Source organism: Bradyrhizobium sp. BLXBL-03 (assembly GCF_051853015.1).
In the GTDB taxonomy this organism is placed as follows: Bacteria; Pseudomonadota; Alphaproteobacteria; order Rhizobiales; family Xanthobacteraceae; genus Bradyrhizobium; species Bradyrhizobium manausense.
Window position 1 is genome coordinate 6,935,781 of the sequence record NZ_CP182470.1, and the last position, 13,751, is coordinate 6,949,531.

At 57.2% G+C, this 13,751-nt stretch carries 5 protein-coding genes and 1 riboswitch; of the genes, 2 read left to right on the top strand and 3 right to left on the bottom strand.

Translation table 11 applies throughout. The features are described 5' to 3' along the window. Window positions 1-91: 91 nt before the first annotated feature. Window positions 92-1,255: a glycoside hydrolase family 18 protein gene (locus ACNJX9_RS33110; protein ID WP_439410164.1), complete on the top strand. Its 1,164-nt coding sequence runs from the start codon at window positions 92-94 to the stop codon at window positions 1,253-1,255. A gap of 1,799 nt (window positions 1,256-3,054) precedes the next feature. On the opposite strand, the gene ACNJX9_RS33115 is transcribed toward ACNJX9_RS33110, so the two are convergent. From ACNJX9_RS33115 to ACNJX9_RS33125, 3 genes are all read right to left on the bottom strand, one after another. Further along, window positions 3,055-3,771 carry a sulfite exporter TauE/SafE family protein gene (locus ACNJX9_RS33115; protein ID WP_439406228.1) on the bottom strand — a complete coding sequence of 239 codons (717 nt, stop codon included), beginning with the start codon at window positions 3,769-3,771 and terminating at the stop codon, window positions 3,055-3,057. Between the two features lie 3,310 nt (window positions 3,772-7,081). Beyond that, entirely contained in the window at window positions 7,082-8,638 is a 1,557-nt protein-coding gene (locus ACNJX9_RS33120) for a carbohydrate porin (protein ID WP_439406229.1), read from the bottom strand. A gap of 765 nt (window positions 8,639-9,403) precedes the next feature. Beyond that, window positions 9,404-10,333, bottom strand: a complete 930-nt coding sequence (locus ACNJX9_RS33125) for a TauD/TfdA dioxygenase family protein (protein WP_439406231.1) — start codon at window positions 10,331-10,333, stop codon at window positions 9,404-9,406. Window positions 10,334-11,060: 727 nt separating this feature from the next. Beyond that, window positions 11,061-11,285, top strand: a riboswitch (cobalamin riboswitch). Between the two features lie 106 nt (window positions 11,286-11,391). Between ACNJX9_RS33125 and metE the strand changes: the two genes are divergently transcribed. After that, window positions 11,392-13,722, top strand: a complete 2,331-nt coding sequence (gene metE, locus ACNJX9_RS33130; protein ID WP_439406233.1) for a 5-methyltetrahydropteroyltriglutamate--homocysteine S-methyltransferase — start codon at window positions 11,392-11,394, stop codon at window positions 13,720-13,722. Window positions 13,723-13,751: the final 29 nt, after the last annotated feature.

The following is a 13,751-nucleotide window of genomic DNA, read 5'->3' on the forward strand; positions in this document are numbered from 1 at the left end:
ATCCAGCAGAGAGCCTATGGTCTTGAGTCTTGCTAATCGTCGAACATTCGCCGCGGCCGGGTTGTTTACCCTCGTGTGCGGACAAACTTTGATGCAGCAGGGGTGGGCCGCACAAGTCGGGAGTCCCGTGGTCGCCGGCTATCTGGCCCCTTGGAAGGCCCGGCCAGGCGGCCCGAGCATCAGGACGATCCCGGCTCGCGAGCTGACTCACTTGATGTACGCATTCGGTACCGTCTCGGCAGAAGGACTAGCTGAACTTACGGACCGTTGCCTCGACGCCGGAGCCTGCGATGGGACGGCGCCCCCCGGTCCGTTCGGCGGCAACTTCGCCCAACTCGCCGAATTGAAGCGGAGCAATCCGCAGCTTCGGATCCTGATTTCGTTAGGCGGTTGGAGCGGATCGAAATATTTCTCGGCCGCAGCTGCCACGCCGCTCTCGCGCGCGCGGTTTGCACAATCCGTCGTCGAGGCGTTCTTTCGGCCGTATCCAGGTCTGTTCGATGGCGTCGATGTCGATTGGGAATTTCCTGTCTCAGGAGGACGTCCCGGAAATCTTGCGCACATCGAGGACCGTGGCAATTTTACGCTCCTAATTGCGGAGCTCCGCCGAAAGCTCGCGGGCTTTTCCGCGTTGGAGCGCCGGAGCCTGGAGCTCACCATCGCGGTGTCGTCGACGCCTGACAAAATTATCAATCTAGAGGCGGCCGCTCTCGCTCGCCTGGTCGACCGAATCAATGTGATGGCCTACGACTATCATGCGGGCTCGGCCTTTGCCGGCTTCAATGCCCCACTGTTCGCCGGCGCCGGAGATCCAAATCCCGACCTGAATGTCGATGCGAGCGTGACCGCCTTGATCCGTTCCGGCGTGCCGCCAGCCAAGGTGACGCTCGGGATGGCCTTCTATGGCCGAGCCGTTGCGGGCGTGCCGCAAGAAAAGGGCGGGCTTTTCCAACCGGGGGCTACAGCGAGCGAGGAGTGGGGAGGAAGCGACGGCATCGATTATCGAGATCTCGTTGCCCGGCGACCGGAGGAGCAGGGGTTTCGCCGATATTGGAGCGACGAGGCCCAGGTGCCGTGGCTCTATAACGCCGAACGGCGCTTGTGGATCAGCTACGACGACCCACTCTCCATCGCATGCAAGGCGACGTACGCTCGCACCCATGCGCTCGCCGGAGTCGTGGTCTGGGACTTATTCGCCGACGACGGTTCGCTGCTCGCAGCACTCCGCCCCCCACCTGTACGAAGGTCCGAATAGGAGCGTAGCCACTGTCCTGCTCGGCGCAATCGAGAAGTCGGGCAGCACTGTTGTTTGACCAGTCGCCGACAAGGGGGCGGCTTTACGGTTGCCAAGATCGCAAACGATGGATATTTATCCGCGCCGCTGGGCAACGTCGCCTTACGGGCATCGATCTTCCATTCGGGGCAGGTCTTGAGTGTCAAGCAGGCGGTGGGCGTGATGAGCGAAGCGGGGCTCGGCCAAGCCAGGCAAAAAAGGAAGTGGATGATATTGTCGCATTCCTTCATTCGCTAACCGGGCAGCTGCCAAAGATCAAATACCCGCTCTTGTCGGGGCGGACCGACCCGCTGCCACCTTTTTAGGCCAGCAAACAGACGGGCTTTTGCTCTCATCCCTGGACTGCCGTCAGCAATTTAAAGCGGATGCTCACTCTGAAAGCGTTGTCGGATTGACGACACCCCGTCTTCCAACTCGCCACGCGCGAATCTTTCGCGGGTTACATGCTCCAACTCTTTTCGGTGCTTGTGAAGATAGCTGGAAGCCTGGTCGGGAGTCCTGAATGTCGTCTGAAGTTGGCACAGTTGCCGCTCAGCGCCGATAGCGGTAGGAAAGTGGTTAGTTGGCCGTCTTGCAAATTATTCCTCAGGCGTGATCCGCACGGACTTCATGTAGTCGTCTCCTAAGACTCGGAATATCTCAGTTCTTTGGAAAAGCGCCCGCAGACGCGTTCAAAAGGCAAACGGCTACTGAATAGAGGCAACATGAGCTTATTAGCACCCGGGCATGCTGAGGAAATCTGGCAGAGCCCTCCTGGAGATCGACTCGGCCGACATGCACAGAACTGGTGCCGACATTCTCGCAAGAAATGCATACCGCCGTCGGGTGAGAGCGGCATGGGGCACGCTGATCGATACCGGCCCCCTTCAGAGGTGAAAACATGCCGGGCGGAATAAACGCCGCCCGGACCGGGCCCCACGAGTAAGATTTTCTACGTCGTCTACCAGAGCGGAGGAACCACGAGAAGGGTGAACTCGCCCCCCATCAATCTCGCGGCTGGGTGGTTGCATGATCTGTATAAATAGAAACTCGGCGCGCTGGCATCGCCCGGACATGATAAGCTGGCTCAGACTCGGTTCGCCAACGCGAAAAACCCCTCCGGGTCGCCGATATAGCGCCGTCGGAACCGGAGCCACCCTCCCAGAGAACATGCGATCATCTATCGCGTCTGCGGGAAGCGGCGACACGCCGGTAGAAGGACGGAGGCTCTCTCATCAGACGACGCGAGAGCCTCTCTCAATGACTTAGCTGCTCCGCCGCGCAGATCTGGCGCGGCCATTACAGCTCGCATCGCTATGTATTGTCGGGTGCGACGACAAGCTTAGGCGCACTTGCCCAAAGCTTTGACTGCGATGGATTGCAGACCGTCTTCGCCGAGTTCCTCGACCGAGCTCACGCGCGCTCCGACACCGATCTCCGCGCCAGCTTCCAGAACACCGATGCAACTGAAGTAAATCTCCCAATTAGGGGTGCCCTTGAGAAAACCGAACTGGCAGCCTGGTCCGCACCACGGTGCCAACCGTCCCTACTTCGGACGCTGACCGACCGCTGCCAATCAGATGCTCGTGCTACTGCAGGTGGCTCCGTACTCGGTTGAACGCATCGTCCACGACCGAGCTTGGATCAGTATATTGCTCATCCCGCTTAGACGTGCATCCGATATCCACCTCGCCCCCATTGAGAGGCGCGAGCCGAATGTTTACTCGCTCATTATCCGGCTCGCGACGATCACCCGAGCGCCGCTCCAGCGACCTCAGCCTTCACACAAGAACCATTTGGATCCCGGCGGCGAACAGAACTCCTGCGAGTATGACCCTGGTGGCTGTTTGACCCAGCCATTTGAGGCCGATCGCCGTTCCTGTGATGGAGCCTCCCAGCGCGGCGATAGTGTATGACCCGAAATGCAAAGACGGCACTTGGCCGGCGAGAAGAACTCCGGCTAACCCGACTGCGGAGTTCACCAGGATGAATGGGCTCGACAGCGCAGTGGCCTGCTTAGGAGACGCCCAATTCAATGCAATGAGCGTCGGAGCCAAGAACACTCCGCCGCCAACACCGGTCAGGCCAGAAACCAGGCCGACGATCGCTCCAACACTTGCGGTACCCCAGAGCGGCATTTGGCGATCGTGATCGGTGGCGCGATCGCGCCGTAAGGCCATCACGGCGCCTGCCAGCAGAAGGAGGCTGCCAGTCATTGGCCTGTAAATGTAATCCCTAAGCACGATAAGGCCGCCGCCGAGTGCCATTGGCGTTGATGAAAACAAAAGCGGACGCAGCATTGTCCAGTCAACGACTCTGTTGCGATTAAGGACCCAGGTTGAATAAGTCGCGACAGCGACGTTGAGAGCGAGCGCTGTCGGGCGCATCTCTGTTGGCGGAAGAGCGGCGAACACCATCAGCCCGAGAAACGCGGTCCCGCCCGCCTGCCCGACCGTCGCGTAGAGCATTGAGATGACGGCTAAACCCAGAGGAAACATGCTGCACCGACTTTGGCGAACTCTTCCGCCTTCGCAGGATTAATCGGTCAACGACTGCATCGCGAGGCAAGAGACTGCCTCTGCATCTTTGCTGCGTACTCAGGGCGCATGATCAGGCAGGCCTCCGTCACGACAACCGGCAAGTAGGTCGCACCCGATAGGCTCCGTCATGCTGACGGACGTGAAGTTCATGGACTTCGGCGACGCCGGGCCGATTGCGTCTCAGCTCGTACATCGGCTTCCGAGATCGAGAGTGCGGCCGTAGGCAACGAGCGAGCAGCATATCATTCAGGTTCATCGGGTGGCCACATCTATATTCATCCTGATTTTCTTCTGGCTTGATTGAGTAGGATTGCCACGTGTGCGTCATCTTCATCAATTGCCAATGTTAGTAGTTGACCGTATCACCAGGCTCTGAACAACGGTCTGCATAACCTTGAAGCTGTCACCGAGGCGGCCGATGTATACTTGCACTAGCTACGCGTCTAAAGGCATCGGCCGATGTGCTGGCCGACAAGGCAGAATTGAAAAGGTATGCCGTTAACCGCGCGCTTTTCGCTTGAACGGCCAGCGCGTATCGCCCGAAGAGATGGGACAAGTGAGGCTTCCGTGGACTGCTGGCGAGCATCGCGGCTCCAGCTCATTGCTCCTGGAGTTTGATGCGAACTGATCCTTCGCGATGGATCGGCGGAGGAGGAAGCGAGGAAGCGCCAGGTGTCGGCATAGCCGCACCTCTGGCAAATGGCGGCGTGCCGGTGGCCGTGAAGGCAAATCCAGCAAAGCCGAGGCTCCGCACCACAGCCTTTGCGAGCAATCGGACAAGAGCTCTGCGAGCTTGTCGGGTTTGAGCCGATTTTCCTAGGCTGACGCTGTGCACACCATCGCAAGGCGCCTGTAGACTTCGTAATTTCGCCTTCGGCACGCAGCTTGCTTCGCCCAGCACACCATCACCGTCTCGCCTCCCGGCTGGGTGATGCAGGGGCGGACCGGACGTGTCACGGCGTGTTGTGTCCGCCCCGACCGATTTGCGGTGAGGTGCCATGAAACAGCATATGCGGGCGGCTGTGGCTGCGGTCGCCTTTGCTCACGCGCTCCGCCGCGAGGTCCTCAGCTTGTACGAACACGAAACCCGTGGATACAATAGGATCAGGGTGTGGGTAAACGCAAATTGGGCGAGCGGATACGACTCCGACAATCAGTGCAAAGTCGGCGGCTCACTGCCGTATATGTTTCACCAGGGCGTGAGATCACGTTGGCGGCTGAGGCCGCGCCCCCTGGGAGCGTACAGCGGCTTTGATCACGACACTTCATCTTTCTTTTCCGTAAAGGTCACCAGCAAGCACGCAAGGCTGTTCGATCACCGGGAAGGCGCGGACTTCACGTACACGATCTGGTCGGGGAGCCGCACTCCAATCACGGAGTGAATCGTTGAAGAACAATCTTAGGACTTTACTCCGCGCACGTTTGCGCCGTAATCCGGGTTGCGCGTTTTCGGTCAGTGCAGCGACCGGGGCCGCTATGGTCACGAGCCGTCGGCTAGAGGTAGCTTCGATGGAGCGGTACACGGCCTACCTAGTCGGGCCAGATGGACATGCTGTGAGTTTCGTCGAATTTATCTGTTCTGATGAGGACGTAGCAAAGGAGCGGGTACGGCGCGTTGCAAATGATTACGCGATTGAGCTTTGGAAGAGCGATCGCAAGATAGTAGCGTATGAAGCACAACGGTAGCACTCGGCGGTAGAGGTGCGATGCGGTTATGCCCGTCTAGCGACGGAGGTTGAACGCTATATTCACCGTTCTCGCGCTGGATTCGCGATCATAACCTAGACTGGTGGTTCACTTCGACATCACCACGCGGATACGAACTTCTCCAAAAAGCGTTTTTGTGGGCTCTTTGGCCCGAGAACCACGCGCCCCCATCTTACAGAGGCCGCAGCAGCGCGGAGGCTTAGCCGCCCTTCTTGCGCCACAAGCGGCTTATCAAGACCAGGTTCGATCGGATTTGAGCAATCTGAGAATGAGTCGAGAATTATGTCCTGCATCCCTAACCCTAAAACACACTCTAGCCGTGCCGATGCCGGATCGTCAGCCTAACGATCCGTTTGCAAAACGACACCTGGTATCTTCAGCCCGAATGGTCCACGGACGCGAACACGGGCCTCTGCCGCTCAGCGAAAAAAAGGGCAGAAGAATCAGATACTTTTCACGGCCGCCACAATAAGCGGAAGGGTCCATGGGTACGCCGATTGAGGCAACGTCAGCTCCTTACTGCGGGCGGCACGGATACGCATGAGGGTGGCTTTTGTCGCTATAGGGCGACATCGGGTCATTGTTCTTCGACAATGATTTTATGCGTCCCGGAAAAAGCCGTGCCTCTGCAAGATCGGCAATAGCTCATGATGGCCGCGGAAGATGTAGTCCGGTTCTGTTGCCTGCAATCGCGAATTGGAAACAAATCCGCCGGTCATCGAGACACTCATAAGCCCCCAGGTCGCGTGCAATATTCTGGGTATATCGCCGATAATGAAGGTCGCCGGCGGTTTCGGGGCGCTTTTCTGCATGTACAGACGAAGCCGCTCCCCCTTGCTCATCGATTTGAACTGTGTGGCGCGGCTTTCAAAAGCAATCACCTCGCTGAGGTAGTCGTTGATTCCAAGCCTTCACAATTGGGATCGGAGAGGATCGACGACATGGTTGCTCACAATGACGGCATCACGATTTGTGCGGCGCGTGAGTGAACAATTCTCCAAAGCCCGGAGAGTGTTGATACCGTAGAGCGCGTCTTGCCTCTCCCCAAGAACGTCTTCTGCGGTTCGCATTTCGCCCTTAACATTGTATTCTTGCAATTCTAGGGTGACCCATCGATATCCCGACTGGACTTCTCCAAAGCAGATCTCCTCTAGCGAGAGATTATCTCCTGCAAAGTGCGGCCGCGATCTGACAAGGTCAGATCATGCAGCTGTCCTGGTGAGCACCGTTCTGACTTCCCCCTTACCTGAGCGGGCGACTGTCGAGGTGCGAGATGCTGCGAGCTTTGCCGATACATCGCTTATTCGGCTTTCCTATAGACGGTAGAGGAAGATAGAACAGTTCGGGGCAAATGCCCCTCCCCTCTGGCACAATTCGCGAGAGGCGCTGAACTGCATAGATCCAAGAAGCCGCGTTAGCTGGCCAATCCAATGGCCATCAATGTGGTGGGCATCACACTGCGTGGCCGCTGTGTGTCGACAGCTTCGTGCCCCTCGCCAAGCATCGCGGATACCAATATCCGCATTGGCGTGCTTGTGAATTTCTCCCTATCTTTGAAGGCTTAGAAGAATATCGACGTAGACACTAACACGTTCAACGCATGTCCCGTTCGCGGCGTGTAAGTGATGCTCGTAGGGTTATTGACGTATGTCAGTCCTAAGCTTGAATATACCCCGGACGACAGATGTGCCGTGTAGGTTGCGGAAAGCGCCGTACTGTCGCGATGCACAAGATGGCCCTTGGCCACGGCAGCTTCTACTGCAACGTTGCTCCACGCAGTGTTGGTGGCAACAATCGCAATCTGGTCACTTGGACGGCTGTCAAACAACCCTTTCGCGTAGAGACGGAGCTCGAAATACTTACTCACCCTGTTTGAGTCGGGCGGCGCGTACATCACAGAAAATCCTGCATAGATGCCGCGAGTTGGTGAGCCTAGGACATCCGACTGCCAGAGTTGCCTGTCCGCTGCCGCGTAATAGATGCTGTTCCCGTCGGCCCTCGGTTGCTTCGGATCCTGCAAGTCGGTGTAGCTACTATTGTTGAAACCGGCACCTGCCCGCAACCAAGTCTCAGGTAAACCTGGAGCAGCTTTGTTCTTGTAGCCGGCTTCGTCGAGCAAGAGAACGCCCGCGTTCGTCGTGCTCCAGTTTAAGCCAGTCGGATTTTCGCGAATTTGCGCAAATTGACCGTCTGGACTGAGTGAACGCTGTACTGAAATCCTGTTGTAGAACCGATCATCAAAATTGTACTTTAGATTGAACGCTGGCGTCGGCGCGGCATTGTTGCTCATGCCTGCTTGGTACAAAATGTGGGATGACGCTCCAAAAACGTTTACTGCTGCGTTTCCTCCGACCACCGTGCCTACGAACTCATTTATGTTCCTGAGATAGCCCATTTTGAGTTCGAGTTTCCCGTCAAAAAACGTTTGATAGTAGCCGATCGTATTGATCCCAACTCTATCTGGCCCGCCGGGCTTCCATGTCCAGTACTGCTGCTGGGCTCCTACGATGATCTGACCATCGGGAATCCCAAATCGGCTGAGATCATAGGTCACGATCATGAAATTTAGGGTATTGAATGTCGGGTTCTGACCTGCATATAGCTGATCACGAATGGCGCTCTTCGCTGCATTCGGCAGCTGATTGTCCACGAAGGTGTTTACTGTCCCGCCAACATAGCCGATTCCGACTTCTCCCAGCGCAGATCTAACGCCGCCGTAATCCTGATCTACTGTATCGGCCGGACCAGGAATATTGAGCCACATACCTTTTTCGCGCAGGTCCTCGTACTTTGCAAATGGGCCGGCATTCTCCGGAATTTTATTCTTTGCAACCACACCCGCAGCTTCGCGCTTTGCTGCAAACGCGTTTTCGGTCTGTTCAAGCGCCGCGCTACCGGTGAGATGCGCAGCTTGTTGCGACCGATACCTTCGGTAGGACGTCGCCAGGGGGTTCTTCTTTTTAATTCCTCCGTCGGCGACCTCACCAGGAGTGTCACTTTGTGAGCTAGGCACGGTGGCAGCTTGAGCCAACGCCGCATCCACGATGAGATTCGCCGCGAGGAACACTGCGATAGTAATCCAACTCTGCGCGTTGGTTTCATGAATTTTCGTTCGCAACGCGCTAGCCACGAGACGAAGCAATCGAGGGCTACGGAGCACTAAAACCTTTGAGGGCCGGATCCTCGATGATCGCGCGAGAAAGTTTGCGAGCGGTTTGCATGAAACGAATACGATCGCTGTAGACCTCACAGCTGACGCTAACGAGACGGCAGATCCATCACGCTTGCTGGCGTAGGCAGACCCATATTGCATCCCGACTTCCTTAGCGTGAGAGGCAAGACCTTAGCTGCCGGCCGATTGCCATGTGGTCACCATTGCATCAATTGCTAAGGTTGGTAGGTGATATCAGCCGCAGGGCCGCGAGGTACGGTACGAACGCCCATGCTGATTGACGCGCAGACGCCGGAGATCCGGCAGGCCATCGAGCATGCCATTTTGCCTAGTTCGGAACGCTATCGGCAACGGGCAGGAACCATCGCGCTCAAATGGCCTCGTTGCTCACGACCACCTGGCGCCCGTAAGCTTCTGCTAGGCATCCACAAAGCGATCGAATGATATCTTCTTTTTGGCCCTTCTGCGACCTCTGGCGACGTCTGCAATTCCGCCGCTATTGGCGGACGAGCGAACATCAGGGGTACCTGACCCGACACCCGGTTTATGAGCACGCGATCATAGTACCGCTACCAAGTAGCTGCTGAATCCAATTTGTCCTCTCAAGAACAATTACTGCTTTTCGATTTGCGAGCTCGAGCATCAGATTCATAGTTGAGTGCGATAGCTTCCGTTGTCCGGGTCCGGGTCGCGGCCAATCTTGTGATCCGTCTAAGCGACCTCAGCCGCGGGCTGCTTGGGGGCCGTTACGTGTGTCACGCTGCTCCGACCATCGATGCTAACGGGTACTTCGCCGGCGATGGTTGCACGATGAACGAGGCGGTGTTGGTCGCCGTAGTCATTCACGGCGTAATGTTGTGTGGCGCGATTGTCCCAGATCGCTACATCGCCTTCCTTCCAGTTCCAGCGCACGGTGTTTTCAAGCGCCGTGATATGAGACTGAAACAAATCAAAAAGCTTCTGGCCGTCGTATTTCGGGACACCAATGAAGTTTTGCACTAGAGCACCGAGCACCAGCGTGCGTTCCCCGGTCTCCGGGTGTACGCGCACAACGGGATGCTCAGTCTGATAGATTGTTTTAGTGAAAACTTCGTCTAAGTGCCTTTTGTCGAGCTCGCTGGCGCGGGCCAGTATCGCGTAATCGAAGGCGTTACTGTGAAGGGCCCAGAGCCTGTCTGCAAGCCGTTGGAGAGGCGGAGCCAGGTCGAGGTAGGCCGTGACGGTATTTGACCAAACCGTATCGCCACCGAATGGTGGCATCACAATGCCTCGCAGCACCGCAATCTTGGGGTAGGCATCGATGAAGGTTCCATCAGTGTGCCAGAGGTCGGCCCGGCTACCGGCGCGAGCTGAATCAAGCTCGATGATCGACGCCGTTCCGTTAATCGCACCGAGCGTCGGATGACGTGCCAGCTTTCCGAAACGAACGGCAAAGCGCTCCTGCTCCGCATCATCAAGGTGCTCCTGTTGGCGAAAGAAGATAACCTTGTGCTCCAACAATAGCTCATTGATCGAGGCGATCGTCTGCTCCGGCAAATCGCCCGACAGCTTAATATTTCGGATTTCCGCACCGATGCGCGCTGCCCGTTTGATGATATCCGCGCAAGGAATGACATTGTTCGACAAGACCGTTGCAGTCATGGCTCCGGCGCCTCCAATTTTGCGGTTGCCACGGGATCACATTATTCAACTCGAAAGAGCGACGAACGCCAAATGGGGCTGCATGGCGGGATCCTTCATAGCCCGTGATGCAGCGGCGAGCCCTTGCTTGAGCTCTTCACGCGATCTCGGGTAGGTTAGTTCGGCGTTCGCGAAGGTCTTGATTTAAAATTGACCATTACGTCAGTTCGATCAATTGCCAGCATTGGTAGTTGACCGAGGCGAGAGCTCCGCAGTTCGCTGAGTGATTGATATTTCGTCCACTACCGAGTGAATTTGAAAAAGGCAATGAGAGCGGCTTTGTGATCGACTTAGAGGGGCGGTCTAAGCGATCCAGATTGCCGCGCTAAAGAGTCGCAGCGGTGACACCGAAGCGGAACTACCCAAAAAGCACTCCATTGCTCTCCATGCGCAATGTCTAGAAAAGGTCGGCGATAAGGAAACGCTGGTCAAGGTTCTTAACCCTTTGTCGAGTTGTGCGTTTTGTGTGGCGTGGTTTCACAGCAGCGGCGTTTCCCAGGCCCGGGCTACTCGATAATCACTAGCCGATACGAGCGTCGTGTGACCAACAACAGCGCGATTGCAAGCGTTGGTATTACGGCCAACCTCGTCGATCACATGCAAGCGCCCCGAGCCTGATACTACGATTGCTCCGGGGAGCTCGACGCGTCTATTGGCATCTCCGGGTTGACGAACCGCTTGCGTTGCAGATAATCGCAGGCGTCGAGGTTCTCTAGATCTAGCTTGATCTGGAGCTAAGAGGGAAGCCGGTGCGCTTTCGATTCGTTCAGGATCAAAGCAATGCCGGCGCTGCCCCCGCAACTGTAAGCGGCGAGCCCGTATCCAAACGCGTCACTGAAGCAAACGCTTCGGGAAGGCCGGATGCAGGCGATGACCCGCGAGCCAGGAGACCTGCCCCGACAACATAATCGTCCACGGGCGGGGTGTCCGGTGGTACGCCTAGCAGCAGGCCTCGCTTTGGCGGCCTTCCTGCCTGCGTTCCGCCATGGCCTTTGCCCCCACACAATGGGGATAAAGCTATGTCTCTTCTCTCACTTCCTGTCGCGACCCTCGGCATGCCGCGTATTGGGCCACGCCGTGAGCTCAAGCTGGCGCTCGAAGGCTACTGGGCTGGCAAGATCAGCGATCAGCAGCTCCTTGAAGCTGCAGCCGGTCTTCGTGTCGCCAATTGGGCACGTCAGAATCTGTTGGGCGTCACTATCATCCCGTCTAATGACTTTTCACTGTATGACCAGATTCTCGACACGAGCGTCACGGTCGGCGCCATTCCTGAGGCGTATGGCTGGGAGAGTGGTCCCGTCTCGCTGAAGACCTATTTCACCATGGCGCGGGGCTCGCAAGACCAGGACCGAGAGGCGAGCTGGGCTCACACCGGTCAAGGCCTTGGCGCCTCTGCGCAGGAGATGACTAAGTGGTTCGATACCAATTACCACTACATGGTACCAGAATTCCATAAAGGACAGACCTTCAAGCTCTCTTCCCGCAAGCCGATCGAGGAATATGAGGAGGCGAAAGCCCTCGGCTATCAGACGCGTCCTGTCTTGGTGGGACCAGTCACCTTCTTGAAACTAGGCAAGAGCGTCGATCCAGCGTTTGATCCGATTTCGCTGCTCGATAGCCTCGTGCCCGTCTATGTCGAAGTTCTTAAAGAACTGGCGAAACGTGGAGCCGAGTGGGTCCAGCTTGATGAGCCCTATCTGGTGCTTGATCTGGACGAAACCACGCGGAATGGACTCCAGCGCGCCTACGGGCGTCTCGCCGAGGAGGTGCCTGGCATCAAGGTCATGCTTGCAACTTACTTCGGAGCAATCGGCGACAATTTGGCGACCGCTCTGAAGCTGCCGTTGGCCGGACTGCACGTCGATCTTGTTCGCGCTCCGGAGCAATTGAGGCAGATTGAATACGGCGCCCGCGCGGATCTCGTAATTTCACTCGGCGTCATCGACGGCCGCAACGTATGGCGTTCCAACCTGTCGGCACTGCTTGAGCAGTACAAGCCCGTCATTGCAAAGTTCGGCAAGGAGCGCGTGCAGCTCGCGCCTTCCTGCTCGCTTTTGCATGTGCCAATCGACCTTGCGCTCGAAACCGATCTCGATCGGGACGTGAAGAGATGGCTTGCCTTCTCGGTCCAGAAGATCGAGGAGCTCACGACCTTGGCGAAGGCGCTTGCGGGCGACGGAAATGTCATTGCCGCACTTTCCGAATCAGACCTTGCAGCGAGGGCACGCCAGGCATCGCCGAAAATCCATGACAAGGCCGTCGCCCGGCGAACGGCGGCGATTCACGAGGCAATGCGCCGCCGAAACAGTGCTTTTGCGACACGTGCGGAGGTTCAGCGCAAGCGTTTCGGCCTGCCGCTGTTCCCCACAACCACGATCGGGTCGTTCCCGCAAACGAGCGAGATACGCAACGCCCGCGCCGAGCATGCCAAGGGAAACTTGACAAAGGCGAAATATGAACAATTCTTGAAGAAGGAAACGGCCAGCGCGGTCCTCTGGCAGGAAGACATCGGGCTCGACGTGCTAGTCCACGGCGAGTTCGAGCGCAATGATATGGTCCAGTATTTCGCCGAGCAGCTCTCCGGATTCGCCTTCACTAGGCATGGCTGGGTGCAGTCCTACGGCTCCCGTTACGTTCGTCCGCCTATACTGTTCGGCGATGTCTCCCGCCCGAAGCCGATGACTATCGAATGGTGGCGCTACGCGCAGTCGCTGACCACAAAGCCGATGAAGGCAATGCTTACGGGACCGGTGACAATCCTCACTTGGTCGTTTGTCCGTGACGACATTCCGCGCAGCGAGGCCTGCCGTCAGATCGCGCTCGCTATCCGTGACGAGGTCGCGGACCTGGAAAAGGCCGGCGCAACCATGATCCAAATCGATGAGGCCGCGCTACGCGAAGGTTTGCCGCTCCGTCGATCCGATTGGAGATCTTATCTCGACTGGGCTGTTGAAAGCTTCCGCCTGTGCTCGTCCGGTGTTGCCGATGCAACGCAGATCCATACCCACATGTGCTATTCGGAGTTCAATGCCATCATCCACGCAATTGCCGCGATGGACGCAGATGTCATCTCGATCGAAACCTCCCGCTCTAGGATGGAGCTGCTCGATGCGTTCACTGCCTTCAAGTACCCGAACGACATCGGCCCTGGCGTCTATGACATCCACTCGCCCCGCGTTCCCGACGCCTCTGAGATAGCGGATCTCATCACGCTGGCCCGCCAACGACTGTCGGACTCACAGCTCTGGATCAATCCGGATTGCGGTCTAAAGACTCGCAAATGGACAGAAGTTCGTCCGGCGCTCGTCAACATGGTCGCCGCAGCTCGCGAACTGCGCAAGTCTTCCTGATGCCAGCGTGATCTGGTGGTCAAAGCCGT